General features: G+C 53.3%; 14 protein-coding genes. 10 read left to right on the top strand and 4 right to left on the bottom strand.

Translation table 11 applies throughout. The features are described 5' to 3' along the window. Positions 1-190: 190 nt before the first annotated feature. The 10 genes from E5354_RS05395 to E5354_RS05350 all read left to right on the top strand — a co-directional run bounded on the left by E5354_RS05395 (position 191) and on the right by E5354_RS05350 (position 10058). The gene (locus E5354_RS05395; protein WP_135946699.1) at positions 191-1165 is read left to right on the top strand and encodes a PhoH family protein; all 975 of its coding nucleotides are present in this window, start codon (positions 191-193) and stop codon (positions 1163-1165) included. A gap of 33 nt (positions 1166-1198) precedes the next feature. Further along, positions 1199-2149: a phosphoribosylaminoimidazolesuccinocarboxamide synthase gene (locus tag E5354_RS05390; RefSeq protein WP_135946698.1), complete on the top strand. Its 951-nt coding sequence runs from the start codon at positions 1199-1201 to the stop codon at positions 2147-2149. Between the two features lie 23 nt (positions 2150-2172). Next, entirely contained in the window at positions 2173-2910 is a 738-nt protein-coding gene (gene ubiE, locus E5354_RS05385) for a bifunctional demethylmenaquinone methyltransferase/2-methoxy-6-polyprenyl-1,4-benzoquinol methylase UbiE (RefSeq protein WP_135946697.1), read from the top strand. 119 nt (positions 2911-3029) lie between these two features. Continuing rightward, positions 3030-4460: a DUF3078 domain-containing protein gene (locus tag E5354_RS05380; protein WP_135946696.1), complete on the top strand. Its 1431-nt coding sequence runs from the start codon at positions 3030-3032 to the stop codon at positions 4458-4460. A 67-nt stretch (positions 4461-4527) separates the two neighbouring features. After that, on the top strand, positions 4528-5133 hold the full coding sequence (locus E5354_RS05375) for a hypothetical protein (RefSeq protein ID WP_135946695.1): 606 nt from the start codon (positions 4528-4530) through the stop codon (positions 5131-5133). A gap of 6 nt (positions 5134-5139) precedes the next feature. After that, positions 5140-5598, top strand: coding sequence for a hypothetical protein (locus tag E5354_RS05370; protein WP_135946694.1), 459 nt, complete (start codon positions 5140-5142; stop codon positions 5596-5598). An 85-nt stretch (positions 5599-5683) separates the two neighbouring features. Further along, positions 5684-6838 carry a lipid-A-disaccharide synthase gene (gene lpxB / locus E5354_RS05365; protein WP_135946693.1) on the top strand — a complete coding sequence of 385 codons (1155 nt, stop codon included), beginning with the start codon at positions 5684-5686 and terminating at the stop codon, positions 6836-6838. Then, positions 6835-7359 (top strand): low molecular weight protein-tyrosine-phosphatase, encoded by a 525-nt coding sequence (locus E5354_RS05360; RefSeq protein ID WP_135946692.1) that lies wholly within the window; start codon positions 6835-6837, stop codon positions 7357-7359. The genes lpxB and E5354_RS05360 overlap by 4 nt, the downstream gene beginning before the upstream one ends. A 28-nt stretch (positions 7360-7387) precedes the next feature. Beyond that, positions 7388-8764: an MATE family efflux transporter gene (locus E5354_RS05355; protein ID WP_135946691.1), complete on the top strand. Its 1377-nt coding sequence runs from the start codon at positions 7388-7390 to the stop codon at positions 8762-8764. A gap of 10 nt (positions 8765-8774) precedes the next feature. Continuing rightward, a complete protein-coding gene (locus tag E5354_RS05350) occupies positions 8775-10058 on the top strand; it encodes a M64 family metallopeptidase (RefSeq protein ID WP_135946690.1) in 1284 nt (427 codons plus the stop codon). Here the strand turns inward: E5354_RS05350 and E5354_RS05345 are convergent. The 4 genes from E5354_RS05345 to xylA all read right to left on the bottom strand — a co-directional run bounded on the left by E5354_RS05345 (position 10036) and on the right by xylA (position 14868). Further along, a complete protein-coding gene (locus tag E5354_RS05345; RefSeq protein WP_135946689.1) occupies positions 10036-10410 on the bottom strand; it encodes a hypothetical protein in 375 nt (124 codons plus the stop codon). The two genes, E5354_RS05350 and E5354_RS05345, sit on opposite strands and share 23 nt — an antisense overlap. A gap of 148 nt (positions 10411-10558) precedes the next feature. Beyond that, on the bottom strand, positions 10559-12040 hold the full coding sequence (xylE, locus tag E5354_RS05340) for a D-xylose transporter XylE (protein WP_135946688.1): 1482 nt from the start codon (positions 12038-12040) through the stop codon (positions 10559-10561). Between the two features lie 36 nt (positions 12041-12076). Then, complete coding sequence (locus E5354_RS05335; protein WP_135946687.1) at positions 12077-13252, bottom strand: SGNH/GDSL hydrolase family protein; 1176 nt, start codon at positions 13250-13252, stop codon at positions 12077-12079. Positions 13253-13551: 299 nt separating this feature from the next. Next, positions 13552-14868, bottom strand: coding sequence for a xylose isomerase (gene xylA, locus E5354_RS05330; protein ID WP_135946686.1), 1317 nt, complete (start codon positions 14866-14868; stop codon positions 13552-13554). Positions 14869-14870: the final 2 nt, after the last annotated feature.

Here is a 14870-nt window from a genome sequence, read left to right as displayed (position 1 = left end):
AATTGCGAATTTACTAATTATTCCTCAATAAAACCACTGCCTCGAAGTAATTATCAAAATTCAATACATTCAAGGTGATGGAGGGGTGGGCAATTAGGGGTGGAGTGCTAATTTTGGGATGGTAATTAACTTTTATTCTCGGTTTTATGTTGTATCTTTGTAGCAACTCTTAAAACTATTTATTTAGCGGATGATTGAACGCATAATAATAATTGACAATGTCGACCCGGTAAGCTTCTATGGCATAAACAATTGCAATATGCAGCTTATACGCAATCTCTTCCCCAAGCTGCGCATGGCCGCTCGCGGACAGATAATCAAAGTCATCGGCGACCCCGAAGAGGCCGCTCGCTTTGAAAAGAAAATCAAGGAGCTGGAAGAGTACTGCATCAAGTATAACAAACTCACCGAAGAGGTGATTCTCGACATTGTGCGCGGTCAGGCTCCGAAAGAGTTGAAGCAGGACGATGTGATCATCTACGGAATAAACGGCAAACCGATCAGCGGACGCACCCCCAACCAGCAGCTGCTTGTCGAAACATTTTTGAAAAACGACCTCACATTCGCTCTCGGCCCTGCCGGAACCGGCAAGACCTATGTGGCAATAGCGTTGGCAGTGCGCGCGTTGAAAAATCGCGAAGTGCGCAAGATAATCCTTTCGCGTCCGGCAGTGGAAGCAGGCGAAAAGCTCGGATTTCTCCCCGGCGACATGAAGGACAAGATCGACCCCTATCTTCAGCCGCTCTATGATGCGCTTGAGGACATGATTCCCGCAGTGAAGCTGAAAGAGTACATGGAGTCCAACGTAATCCAGATAGCTCCGCTGGCATTCATGCGCGGACGCACGCTCAACGATGCAATAATCGTGCTTGACGAAGCGCAGAACACCACCACCCATCAGATAAAGATGTTCCTCACCCGACTGGGAATGAACGCAAAGATGATAATAACCGGCGACATCACCCAGATTGACCTGCCTCGCAGCGTAAACTCGGGACTCGTACAGGCCCTCAAGGTGCTGAAAGGCGTGCCCGGCATAGGCATGGTGGAGTTTGGCAAAAAGGACATCGTGCGTCATCAGCTCGTGCAGCGCATAGTCGAGGCCTATCAGCGATGGGACGACGAGAAGAAAGCCGAGGAGCAACGCGAAAAAACCGAACAATAACTATCAACAACAATAACACCAATCATCACTACAATGGCTACTACACTTATCAACACGGATTTCAACTTCCCGGGACAGAAAAGTGTCTATCACGGCAAAGTTCGCGATGTCTATGACATCAACGATGACATCATGGTAATGGTCGCAACCGACCGCATCTCGGCTTTCGATGTAATTCTGCCCAAAGGCATCCCCTACAAGGGACAGGTTCTCAACCAGATTGCCGCAAAATTCCTCGATGCCACAGCCGACATCGTGCCCAACTGGAAGCTCGCCACTCCCGACCCGATGGTAACCGTAGGACTAAAATGCGAAGGTTTCCGCGTCGAGATGATTATACGCGGCTACCTCACAGGAAGCGCATGGCGTGAATATCAGGCCGGATGCCGCGAACTGTGCGGAGTGAAACTACCCGACGGAATGCGCGAAAACGAGCGTTTCCCCGAACCCATCATCACCCCCACCACCAAGGCCGAAGCCGGTCACGACGAAAACATCTCACGCGAAGAGATCATAGCACAAGGCATCGTCGACAAGGACGACTACGAACTGATGGAGCGTTACACCCGCGCACTGTTCCGCCGCGGAAGCGAAATGGCAGCCGAGAAGGGACTGATACTCGTCGACACGAAATATGAATTTGGCAAGCGTGACGGAAAGGTCTACCTGATCGACGAAATCCACACTCCCGATTCATCACGTTACTTCTATGCCGACGGCTACGAGGAGCGCTTTGAGAAGGGCGAACCCCAGCGTCAGCTCTCCAAGGAGTTTGTGCGTCAGTGGCTCATCGAACACGGATTCATGGGCAAGGCCGGCCAGGCAGTTCCCGAAATGACCGACGCCTATTGCGAATCGGTAAGCGAACGCTACATCGAGCTTTACGAGCACATCACCGGCGAGCGTTTCGTAAAGAGCGACGAGCACGACCTTGCCGCACGCATTGAGCGCAATGTCACTCAGTGGCTTGAAAACCGCAAGTAAAAATATACGACTAAGAATAACCGATGGAAGTCAAAGCCGAAAAGATCAACCCTTACGACAACGAGCGGAGCAAGACTCAGCAGGTCAAGGAGATGTTTGACAGCATCGCCCCGGCCTACGATTTCATGAACCGCATGATGACCTTCGGAATCGACAAGCTGTGGCGTGCCCGCGCAGTGAAAATGCTGCGCAGGCACTCGCCGCGCTTAATACTCGATGTAGCCACCGGCACAGGCGACCTCGCCCTGCTACTGCATCGCAAACTCAATCCGCATCAGCTCACCGGAATCGACCTGAGCCCCAATATGATCGCACGGGCACAAGCCAAGGCAGTCGATGCGGGAATAGCCCATAAGGTCAGCTTCATGACAGGCGACTGCCTCGCACTGCCTTTCGGAGCCGAAACATTCGACTGCATCACCGTTGCCTACGGAGTGCGCAACTTCGAGCATCTCGACACAGGCTACCGCGAAATGTACCGCGTGCTGCAACCCGGAGCGGTGCTGTGTGTCATCGAGCTGTCGACACCCACCTCGCCAATCGTCAAGCCACTCTACAACTTCTACACACGACGCATAATCCCGACAATAGGCCGACTCGTTTCACACGACGTGCGCGCCTACAGCTATCTTCCCGAAAGCATAGCCGCAGTGCCGCAGGGCAACGCCATGCTTGAGCTGCTCCGCGAGGCCGGATTCAGCCAATGCACCTTCACCCCGCTCACTTTCGGCACCTGCACCATCTACATGGCCATAAAGTAGAGCAATTATCAACACGTTTTTCTCTAAAACGATGGCAAAAGGATGCGTATATTTCATAATATCGCTCTTTTTGCTTATTTTTGTACTACCAATTCATCACTTTAATTCCCGATTCTAAAATGAAGGCTCTTTTGTCATATCGTTTCAACGCTATCATCTTCATTTTTCTCTCGATAGCCCTACTGTCATCCAATGCTAACGCCCAGACGGTCGAACCTGCCGACCCAAGCTTGCTTGAACTGCTCGGAGTTCCTGTCGAAGAGGACGAAGACGAGTACTACTACGAGGACGAGGGTGAAGGTTATGATGATTTCGGTCCGTTCTTCGACCTTGTAGCCGACACCGTGCCCGACTCGGTGCCCGAATACATCCCCTTGAAACTTCTTCCACCCACAACTCTTCCCGTAACGGCGTTCATGCCCGTAGTATTCGACTATGTTGAATACACCGACACCGTATCTCCGCTGAATCCCGAGCGATACATCGAAACCGACAATCCCGCAATGAACCGCATGATGCAGGAGGGCAACCGCATACGCCGCTACCGCCAGCTGAAGCAACGTTACATGATCGACTATGCGCCGCAGGTAAGATACAACATCAACACCCTGCCTGAGCCACCTAAACAGTATGTAGCCACTGTCGACCCCTCGAAATCGACCATAACAATATCGGAAGTGCTTGTCAACAAGGATGACCTTGAGGCGGCAGCCGCATCCCTGGATGTAAAGCCCAAGAACTGGCTCCACACTTTCAACGGACTCCTGCAATTCTCGCAAGCCTACGTGAGCCCCAACTGGTATCAGGGCGGCAACAACAACGTGAACATGATAGCCAACTTCCGCTGGAACGTAAAACTTAACCAAAAGTTCCATCCCAACCTAATGGCTGAAGCCACCACCCAATATAAACTGGCAATATCCAGCGCGCCTCAGGACAGCATGCGCTCCTACATGATAAGCGAGGATCTGTTCCAGTTCAACGGCACATTCGGTGTGCGTGCGTTCAAGCACTGGTTCTACTCGATGAACACATCATTCAAGACACAGTTCCTTAAGAACTATGCGCCCAACACCGACAAGCTGCGTGCGGCGTTCATGTCACCCGGTGAGCTCAACTTCGGTATCGGTATGACCTACAACTTCACCAACCCCAAAAAGACATTCAAAATCGATGCCTCCATATCGCCGCTCTCCTACAACATGAAGATATGCACCCATCCGGGAATGAAGGAAACATCGTTTGGCATACGCGAAGGCCGCCACACCGTGAGCGAGGTCGGTAGCAACGCTGAGGTGAAGATGACATGGAACATCCTTTGGAACATAACCTACAACTCGCGCTTCTTCCTGTTTACCGACTATGACTATGTTCAGAGCGACTGGGAGAACACGATTAACTTCTCGATCAACCGCTACCTTTCGACCCAGATTTACGTGCACATGCGTTACGACTCAAGCACTCCGCGTGTCGATGGCTCATCATGGCACAAGTGGCAGTTGAAGGAGATACTCAGCTTCGGCTTCCAGTATCAGTTCAAGACCATCTGACAGCAATGAGGCTTCGGGCCTCATTGCACCACTCTCCCCTACTCCCCCTCTCTTTATCACATACACCATGCAACTTCCTCGCCTCCTCGCATTGTCGCTGCTCACAGCATCGTTATCGATTGCCGCAGCCGACCACATCGACACCCTGCCGCAGGTGTCGCAGACTCTTTCGGGCTACGCCGACATCGACAGCATCAAGCGACGGCTGACATCGCTTCCGCTGCACATCATCGAAGGAATATGGCAATTTCCCGCCGACGGAGCCACAGTAGTAATCGAACGCTTCAACCCCGACAATACTCGCGATGACGGAGCCGCACGTTACCGCATCGTCATCCTGCGCTCGCCTCAACGGTCGATGATGCCCGGCACCGTAATGGGCTATCTGTCACCATCGGCCAAGCGAGGCGTGTACACGGCAAAGATATATACAGCCGGCGACGGAGGGTCGACGCTTATAAGACCCAAGCGGTTCACGCTCACGCTCAACGACGACGGCCACCTGAGTTTTCGCCGACACCGCTCAAGCGTATATGTCAATGTATGGCGGCTTTTGCCCTATGTATCGAGGCTCGGAGTGCGTGTGCGCAACGACAATCCGCAGGAGCTTGACGGATGTCTTCGCCTGTTTCCCACTCCGGTTTCAGGCCCTGTCGAACCACGTTATCTATAACCTGCCATGCTTCGCGTCATCGTCACATCACTAATGGTGCTTGCCGTCACATCGGTTGCCGCTCCCGACACCCGCACAACACGCAAGAAACTCGTAAAGGCGGAACAGGATGTCACAGCCGTAACTGAAAGCACAACCTTGTCGCCCGACAGCATCACGATAGCCGACTACGACAAGCCTCTGCGTTCCAACTACGAAACTATCTTCGTCACCAACCGGCATCAGCGCAAGCTCGTTCAGATAACCATCAACATCGACTACATCGACATGAACGGCTCGCAACTGCACAGCCGAAGCGTGACCGTGGAGTGCGACATTCCGCCCGGGACCACGCGACAGCTTCAAATGAGAGCATGGGACCGACAGAAAGCATTCTATCACCACACCACACGCAGCAAGCCGCGCTCGCCTCATGCACGCCCCTACAAAGTCGTCGTCACACCCGTGTCGGCACTCCTCTTGTGACGCGCAATCTTGAACGTTACGTGCTTTCAGTTTTCATGGATTTGTATTACCTTTGCAGGGATAACAATTTAGCACGACCACAGCGATGAAGTACTTTCTTTCAGCCGGTGAGGCCTCCGGCGACATACATGCGGCCGAGTTGATTGCCGCAATAAAGCGAATCGACCCCAAGGCCGATTTCATCTTTCTCGGAGGCGACCTCATGGCCCGCGAGGCGGGAAACGCACCGTTCATCCACTATCGCGAAATGGCCTACATGGGGTTCAGCGAAGTCCTGCGACATCTGCCGCAAGTGCTTTCCAACCTGCGTCGTGCCAAGGAGCAACTGAAAGCCGAGCATCCCGACGCACTCATCCTGGTAGACTACCCCAGCTTCAACCTTAAGCTTGCACGCTACGCCCACGACATGGGGGTAAAGGTGTACTACTACATTTCGCCCAAGGTGTGGGCATGGAAAGAGCATCGCGTGCGCGACATAAAGCGTTATGTCGACCGCGTGTTTGCCATCTTCCCCTTTGAAGTCGGCTTCTACAAGTCACGCCACGACTACGATGTCACCTACGTGGGCAATCCGTCGGTCGAGGAGGTGGCTCACCGCAAGACCAACCTCCCGTCACGCGAGGAGTTCCTTAAACGCCACAACCTGCCCGACCGTCCCATAATAGCGCTCGTGCCGGGAAGCCGCCGAAGCGAAATCAAGAACAACCTGTCGGTGATGCAGGCGGCCGCCGACATGTATCCCGACTACATGCCCGTAGTGGCAAGCGCACCGGGCATCGACCTGTCGTACTACGGCTACTACATCGACCCGGGAACATCCATCGTGAACAACGCGACATTTGACCTGATGCACTTCGCCGAAGCCGCTCTCGTTACATCGGGCACCGCCACCCTTGAGTGTGCGTTGCTGAATACCCCGCAAGTGGTGTGCTACCGCGCCAATGGAGTAAAGCTCTCCTACAAAATCATGGAGAAGATACTGAAAGTTCCCTACGTGTCACTTCCCAATCTGATAGCCGACGCACCGATTGTGCCTGAAATGCTCGTACACCTGTGTACCCCAAAACTCGTGGGTCGCGAGCTGGGCAACATACTTCCCGGCCGACCGGGTCACGACAACCAGCTTGAAGGCTACCGACGCATGAGGGAGATTCTCGGCAACTCCGATGCAGCGCAACGCACAGCCCGCATAATAGTCGAGGAAAACTCTTTAGAAAAAAAAGAATCAGAAAGGAAATGAAACTACCCCATATACCTGCAAAAGAAGAGAGCCCGGTGAGGGTGCTTATGGTGTGCCTCGGCAATATATGCCGCTCCCCGGCCGCCGAAGGCATCCTGCGCTCTATCGTAAGCTCGCACAACGACGACAACGACTGGGTGATTGACTCGGCCGGAACCTACGGCGGACATTCGGGCGACCTGCCCGACCGCCGAATGCGTATACACGCCACCCGCCGAGGCTACGATCTCACCCACCGCGCACGCAGGTTCACACCAAGCGACTTCAGCGACTTCGACCTGATAATACCGATGGACTCGGCCAATGAACGCAATCTGCGCTCCATGGCTCCCACCCTCGACGACGAAGCCAAGATAGTCCCCATGATGGAATTTGTGAGAATGGCCACCCGCTATGACCACGTGCCCGACCCCTACTACGAGGGAGCCGAGGGCTTTGAACTCGTGCTCGACCTGCTTGAGGACGGATGCCGAAACCTCTACGACGACATAACGGCGATGCGCAACGACACATCGCGATAACGACAAACCCAATCACACAACAACGGCAATGGAAAAAACATCAGGCAATCTAAAGGCACTCGCCACCCGACCCATCGGACGTCTGCTATGGGAATACAGTCTGCCCGCGGTAGTGGGCATGGTGGTCATGTCGCTTTACAATGTCGTCGACCGCATATTCATAGGGCGCGGCGTGGGTGCCGATGCCATTGCGGGACTCGCCATAACATTTCCCGTGACCAATGTGTGCACCGCCATAGGCGTGCTCATCGGAGCCGGTGCCGCCGCAAGAGTGTCGATAATGCTCGGACAGAAGGACTACCGGGGTGCCCAGCTTGTGCTCGGCAACTCGCTCGTGCTGATACTCATAAACGCCGTTATCTACCTGACATTCTTCGCTATATTCATCGACGACATTCTCATGGCATTCGGAGCATCGGCCAACACGCTTCCCTACGCCCGCGATTTCATCGTCTATCTCTTTCCCGGCATGCTGGTCATGAATGTCATGTACAGCCTCAACAATGTCATGCGAGCCTCGGGCTATCCGCAGCAGGCCATGATAACGATGTTTATCGGTGCCGGGTGCAATGTAATCCTGGCTCCCATCTTCATATTCGTCCTGAAAATGGGCATAAAAGGAGCAGCGATAGCCACCGACATATCGATGACCATCGGCATGGTGTTTGTGCTCTATCACTTCTTCAAGCCCACATCGACGGTGCGCTTCACCCGGGGCATATACCGCCTGCGCTGGCACATAATATGGTCGATCGTCGCCATCGGTGCGGCTCCGAGCATCGTCAACTTCACGAGCTCGGCCATAAACATAATCATCAACCGCACCCTCTACGCCTACGGCGGCGACATAGCCATAGGGGCGGTGGGCATCTTCACGACCTACACCTCGCTCCTGTGCATGGTAGTGGTGGGAATATGCCAGGGCGTACAGCCCATACTCGGCTACAACTACGGAGCCGGACTGCGCCACCGACTCAAACGCGCATTCTGGCTCTCGACACTCGCCGGCACCGTGGTCACCTCGACAGGAGCCGCAGTGGGAATACTGTTCCCCGACATCATAGCAATGGCCTTCACGACCGACAGCGAGCTAATAGCCGCCACAGTCAACTCGCTGCACATATCACTGCTTGCATTCTGGGTCGTAGGCTTCCAGATTGTTTCGACAACCCTGTTCCAGTCAATAGGCAAAGCCGGAAAATCGATATTCCTGAGCCTTATACGCCAGGTGATTTTCCTTATACCGCTGTTGCTGACACTGCCCCGCATGTACGGGCTCAACGGCGTGTGGGCATCATTCCCCACCTCCGACCTCTTTGCCACGGTAGTAACCATAATGATGGTCGCATGGCAATTCAGGACGCTGTCACGCGAAAACCGGCTCAATCCCACAGCACAAATATAAATCACCGATTATGAAAATAACAAAACTTCTGCTATCAGCAATTGTCGCCATGTCGTGCTGCACATTGACAGCTCAGGACTTCGACACCTTCTTCAACAACAAGACCCTGCGCCTCGACTACATATTCGGAGCCGACACAAAGGGATGCCATGTTATGCTCGACAAGCAGGCCGTACTGCCCGAATGGAGCGGCCGCCGACATCGCCTGAAAGAGCTTCCGCTTGCCGGAAACGGACAGATAACCGTGCGCGACGAGGCCACCGGCGACACCATCTACCGCCACTCATTCTCATCGCTGTTCAATGAATGGCTGTCGACCGAGGAGGCATCGACAACCCCCAAAGCCTTTCAGAACACCTATCTTGTGCCCCTGCCCAAGGCTCCCGCATTAATCGACATAGCATTGCTCAACAACCGCCACGACACAATCGCCTCGATGACTCACCGTTATCGCGCCGACGATGAACTGATTGCGGTGAAAGGCATCACCAACGTAACACCTCACCGCTATATCCACCGCAGCTCGCACCCTGAAAAGGCAATCGATGTGGCCATCCTGGCCGAGGGCTACACCACCGCCGAGATGGACAGCTTCTACCATCACGCAGCCGTGGCCGTGGAGTCGATCCTGAAACACGAGCCCTTCAAGTCGCGTGCCGACGACTTCAACTTCGTGGCCGTGGCTTCGCCCTCAATCGACAGCGGCGTAAGCGTACCGCGACTCGGCGACTGGAAAAAGACAGCGTTCTCCTCACATTTCAGCACATTCTACTCCGACCGCTACCTCACCACCGGCAATCTGCAGGATGTACACGACGCTCTCGCAGGAATACCCTACGAACACATAATAATACTCGCCAACACGCCCGAATACGGCGGCGGTGGCATATACAACTCCTACACCCTCACCACAGCCCGCCACCGCGACTTCAGGCCCGTGGTAGTGCATGAATTCGGCCACAGCTTCGGCGGACTTGCCGACGAATACTTCTACGAGAACGACATCATGGACGAATCATATCCGCTCGACATAGAGCCGTGGGAGCCCAACATCACAACCCTCGTCGATTTTCCGTCAAAATGGCAGTCGATAGTGCCCGAAGGCACACCCGTGCCCACCGATCCCAAAAATGCCGACAAATATCCCGTGGGTGTATATGAAGGCGGAGGCTACGTGTTCAAGGGCGTCTACCGTCCGGCCGACCAATGCCGCATGCGCAACAACACCTGGCCGGCATTCTGCCCCGCTTGCCAACGCGCGTTAAGCCTGCTCATCGACTTCTATACGAAATAAACCTCAAGGTCAACACGACGGCCGCCACCGTAGCGACAAACACGGCAATCCACTTGATGTTACGTGACGCTTCGGCCTTGCCGTCGACAACAACAGTCGACACAACACTGTCGGCCCGAGCAACAAGAGTGGTGTCATGCACCGCTCTTGTTTTATATATGAGCCTGTAGCTGCGTTCACGCACAGTGTCGCCGCTCCTGTCGACAATGATGCTGTCGCGGGCATATATCGTGTCGACCGACACGCTTCCCCTCAAAAGCATATCGCTCTTCACCGACTCCGAAGGCAAATAGACCATACGCGTGCATCCGCACAAAATAAAGCCCGCCAATATAACCGCTTTGATATTCATAATTACTCCTCCTTTTTCGGCAAAGATAGCGAGCGGGAAGCCCCGATTTCACCCCATAATGTCGCGAAGCTCACTTTGCGGGTAAAAAAAAGCGGTCGCCTCGTGACAATCACGCGACGACCGCAACTATTTTGGTTATAAGGGAAATCTACTTAGCCGATTTCTTGCGCCAAAGGTTGGTCATATCCTCAAGAGTCTTACCCTTGGTTTCAGGAACAAGCTTGTAAACGAATATGGCGGCAACGACGCAGATAACGCCGTAGAGCGCATAGGCAAACATGTGACCGAACTTATCGCCCATCTCGCCAAGACGCATATTGTACATGGGCACAAACGTACTCGACACGATGAAGTTGAATATCCACTGGAATGCAACGGCGACAGCCACAGCCGCACCACGGATGGTGTTGGGGAATATCTCGGCGATAAGCACCCAGCATATCGGGCCCCAAGAGAACATGAACGAAGCCGAATAAACCATGATGCTGACAACGGGAACGATGGGAGGAACGGTGACAAGGTTGGATATAGCCACACCGAATGCACCGACAGCCATGCCGATAGAACCCCAGATCAACAACGGCTTGCGGCCGAGCTTCTCAACGGTGAACACAGCCACAAGTGTGAACGAGATGTTGACGATACCCATGATGACGGTCTGCACCATGGGGTCGCCCATGTGCATTGAGTCGAATATGCGCGGTGCATAGTAGAGCACGGCGTTTATACCCACTGCCTGCTGGAAAACCGACAACATAACGCCGACAAATATCACCATCACGCCAAATGAGAAGAGGCGTTCGCTCTTGACCTCGACGGTCGACTTGATGTCAGCAAGAATCTCGCGGGCCTTGGTGATGCCGTTGATGCGTGCAAGCACCTCAAGGGCGCGGCTGTCACGGCCAACAAGCGCAAGATAACGCGGTGACTCGGGAACCAAGAAAACAAGCACGGTAAACACTGCGGCAACAAATGCCTCGCTACCGAACATGTAACGCCATCCTGTCATGATGGTCCATGCGTCGGATGTGGGAAGCACGTAGTAGATGTTTTCGGCAGTCTTCTCGATGATGGGGTTGGTGTGCTCGCCAAGAATCATGAAGTTGACGAAGTAAACCACAAGCTGACCGAAGATGATTGCAAACTGGTTCCACGACACGAGCGTACCGCGGATGTTTGACGGAGCCACCTCGGCAATATACATGGGGCAGATGGCCGAAGCAAGACCCACACCCACACCGCCGATGATGCGGTAGATGTTGAATGCGATAAGGAGGTTGAAATCGGGCTTACCGTGCTCGAAGAAGAGGAATTCGGGATAGTAGGAGCCGAGAGCCGAAACAAAGAAGAAAAATCCGGCGATAATCAACGACTTCTTGCGGCCGAATCGAGTAGCGAAGAAACCAGACAAAGCACTACCCAAAATACATCCGAGCAGCGCGCTTGACGATGTTATACCGTGAATCACATCGGTATAGACGAAATCCTTGGCTCCGAGGAAGAAAGCCTGAAGACCCTTCTCGGCACCCGATATCACAGCGGTGTCGTAACCGAAGAGCAGGCCACCGAGCACGGCGACAAGGACTATGGAAAACAGATATGTTTTACTGCCTTTTTCTTGGTAATTCATAATTAATAAAGTTAAGTTTATTATTAAAGTTTGGTTTTATCTAATTTTTTCCGGAAAGAGCACTTCGGCGGCGGCATTACCCATCGCCTTATAGCCTGCGGCGTTAGGATGAAGTCCGTCAAAATTATAATCGGGATTCAATCTCAAAGGATTGGCGGGATCAGCAAGCACGGCATCGAAATCGATCACGCCGTCAAACTTTCCGCATGTGCGTATCCACTCATTCACCGCCTGGCGGGTAGCCTCATGGAAGTATGACCAATAATCGGTGTTGCCAATCTGTGAGATTGTGCCGCCATACACTTTAAGGCCCTTTGAACGCGCCTTTTCGATAAACGAAGTGTAGGCCTCGATCAGCTCGGCGGCTGTCTTCTCGGCGTGACGGCTTCCGCCTATGTCGTTTATGCCTTCATAGATCACGATTCCGGTCAATCCGTTCTGCCCCATTATGTCACGGTCGAAACGCTTCACTGCAGGCTCGCTGATTCCTCCGCGAAGCACACAGTTGGCGCCTATTCCAAGATTCAATACGGCCACTTCTCCATTAAGAGCCTCAGCACACACATCGGTCCAGCGGTTCTGCTTGTCAGTTGTCGTGCCGCGTCCGTCGGTTATCGAGTTACCGAGCACCGCGATGCACTCCTTGCCGTCGGCCATCACCTCAAGGGCGCATATATTGTACCAGTGTTCAAGCTTTTCAGCGGGGACAAACTCCTTATTAGGCTTGGAGAGGCCTTCCATGATGTAGGATGTGGTGCGTGAACCGCGATGTGAAGTAGCGTGCTCGGGAGTCTTGTCTCCGTAGTTGATGGTTATCGACAACAGCTGCAGCGGCTTGAGGTCATACTTGACGGCATCGCTGTAGACCGAGCCGTGAGGCTCTATCGTCACGCTCTCCTTTCCGTCAAATTTAAGGTAACGCACCGTGCGGGGATTAATCTTCTCGCCTTCGGCTGCATCGGCTATGTAGACCGAGCGAATCTCAACCGGCTCGTCGCTGAATTCATTCGACAGCTTAAGACGAAGTTCGTCACCGCCCACCGACACGTGAATCACCTGTCGGAGCGCATTTCCGGTAAGCGTCATCGTCTTTGGCATATCGCCCTTGCCCGTATATTCAGGAGCAGTAGCCCATGTACCCGTCCACTTTGAAGCGGCTGACAGCGAAACGGTGAGCAACAGGCCCGTTATAAACAAAAAAACTCTTTTCATATTCATAAATCTGAAGTTATCACCAATCTATGGCCCGGCACGTCCGGCTGATTGTCTAAATCACACTCCTGTCAAGCGGCCGACGGGCTGTGATCAACTCCTCGTCACGGCTCGGCAGTCATGTTCATCAAGGTTAACTATAATATAATGATTGGTCGGGGTTCATCGGCATCATGAGCCTTGACATCGGTTAAAAAGAAGAGAGTCCGACCGGGTCGTTGCACGCCGCCGGTCAGACTCTCCCTTATTCAAGCTTCAGAATATATATCTGAATTAAATGCTGATGAAGAAGGCGTCATTTAGGCATACATGGCTACGATAGCTTCATAGAGCTCCTGCTTGCCGCTGGTCTGCTTGGGTTCGCCCTGAGTCTTGGCATAAGCTACAACATCCTCAAGTGAGAGTTTGCCATCCTCAAATTCCTTACCCTTGCCGCCGTCGAATGAAGCGTAACGCTCCTTGATCATCTCCTTATAGGGAGATTCCTCAAGAACAGCAGCTGCGCTTTCAAGAGCACGAGCCATAGCGTCCATACCAGCGATGTGAGCGATGAAGATGTCCTCAAGGTCGGTAGAGTTACGACGAGTCTTAGCGTCGAAGTTGGTACCGCCGTTGCCGAGGCCGCCGTTGCGGATGATCTGCATCATGGCCTGAGTGAGCTCGAAGTTGTCGATGGGGAACTGGTCGGTATCCCAGCCGTTCTGATAGTCACCACGGTTAGCGTCGATTGAACCGAGCATGCCGTTGTCAACAGCCACTGCAAGTTCGTGCTCGAATGTGTGACCTGCGAGAGTAGCGTGGTTAACCTCGATGTTCACCTTGAAGTCCTTGTCAAGACCGTGAGCCTTCAGGAAGCCGATTACAGTTTCAGTGTCGACATCATACTGATGCTTTGAGGGTTCCATGGGCTTGGGCTCGATGAGGAATGTTCCGGTGAAGCCCTTTGAACGAGCGTAGTCGCGAGCGATGCGGAGCATAGTTGCGAGATGCTCTTTTTCACGCTTCTGGTCAGTGTTGAGAAGGCTCATGTAACCTTCGCGGCCACCCCAGAACACATAGTTTGTACCACCGAGGGCGATAGTTGCGTCGATAGCGTTCTTGATCTGAACTGCAGCGCGAGCTACTACGTCAAAGTCGGGGTTGGTAGCAGCACCGTTCATGTAACGGCCGTTACCGAATACGTTGGCAGTACCCCAAAGGTTCTTGATGCCTGTCTGAGCCATCTTTTCCTTCAGGTAGTTGGTGATTTCAACCATGCGGGCTTCGTAGTCGGCGATGTCTTCGCCAAGGTCACCGATAAGGTCGGTATCGTGGAAACAGAAATATTCGATTCCGAGCTTCTGCATGATTTCAAAACCAGCATCAGCCTTCTGCTTTGCAACTGTCATGGCATCGCCTTCGTTCCAGGGGAACTTCTTGGTGCCGCCACCGAACTGGTCGCCGCCTTCAGCGCAAAGTGTGTGCCACCATGCCATGGCAAACTTCAACCAATCCTTCATTTTCTTACCGAGCACTACCTTCTCAGCATCGTAGTAACGATAGGCGAGAGGATTCTTGCTGTCCTTACCTTCAAACTTAATTTTACCGATCTCGGGAAAATACTCTTTTGTTGCCATAA

It is taken from the genome of Muribaculum sp. NM65_B17 (assembly GCF_004793735.1).
Lineage (GTDB): Bacteria > Bacteroidota > Bacteroidia > Bacteroidales > Muribaculaceae > Muribaculum > Muribaculum gordoncarteri.
Note: the sequence above shows the minus strand (reverse complement) of the source record. Positions and strands in the feature narration are given on the sequence as shown.

Excerpts from the sequence above, each read along its gene's own strand:
- xylE (WP_135946688.1), bottom strand. The coding sequence starts at position 12,040 with ATGAATTACCAAGAAAAAGGCAGTAAAACATATCTGTTTTCCATAGTC.
- E5354_RS05375 (WP_135946695.1), top strand. The coding sequence starts at position 4,528 with ATGCAACTTCCTCGCCTCCTCGCATTGTCGCTGCTCACAGCATCGTTA.
- ubiE (WP_135946697.1), top strand. The coding sequence starts at position 2,173 with ATGGAAGTCAAAGCCGAAAAGATCAACCCTTACGACAACGAGCGGAGC.
- E5354_RS05355 (WP_135946691.1), top strand. The coding sequence starts at position 7,388 with ATGGAAAAAACATCAGGCAATCTAAAGGCACTCGCCACCCGACCCATC.
- E5354_RS05370 (WP_135946694.1), top strand. The coding sequence starts at position 5,140 with ATGCTTCGCGTCATCGTCACATCACTAATGGTGCTTGCCGTCACATCG.
- E5354_RS05390 (WP_135946698.1), top strand. The coding sequence starts at position 1,199 with ATGGCTACTACACTTATCAACACGGATTTCAACTTCCCGGGACAGAAA.
- E5354_RS05345 (WP_135946689.1), bottom strand. The coding sequence starts at position 10,410 with ATGAATATCAAAGCGGTTATATTGGCGGGCTTTATTTTGTGCGGATGC.
- E5354_RS05360 (WP_135946692.1), top strand. The coding sequence starts at position 6,835 with ATGAAACTACCCCATATACCTGCAAAAGAAGAGAGCCCGGTGAGGGTG.
- lpxB (WP_135946693.1), top strand. The coding sequence starts at position 5,684 with ATGAAGTACTTTCTTTCAGCCGGTGAGGCCTCCGGCGACATACATGCG.
- E5354_RS05395 (WP_135946699.1), top strand. The coding sequence starts at position 191 with ATGATTGAACGCATAATAATAATTGACAATGTCGACCCGGTAAGCTTC.
- E5354_RS05350 (WP_135946690.1), top strand. The coding sequence starts at position 8,775 with ATGAAAATAACAAAACTTCTGCTATCAGCAATTGTCGCCATGTCGTGC.
- xylA (WP_135946686.1), bottom strand. The coding sequence starts at position 14,868 with ATGGCAACAAAAGAGTATTTTCCCGAGATCGGTAAAATTAAGTTTGAA.
- E5354_RS05380 (WP_135946696.1), top strand. The coding sequence starts at position 3,030 with ATGAAGGCTCTTTTGTCATATCGTTTCAACGCTATCATCTTCATTTTT.
- E5354_RS05335 (WP_135946687.1), bottom strand. The coding sequence starts at position 13,252 with ATGAAAAGAGTTTTTTTGTTTATAACGGGCCTGTTGCTCACCGTTTCG.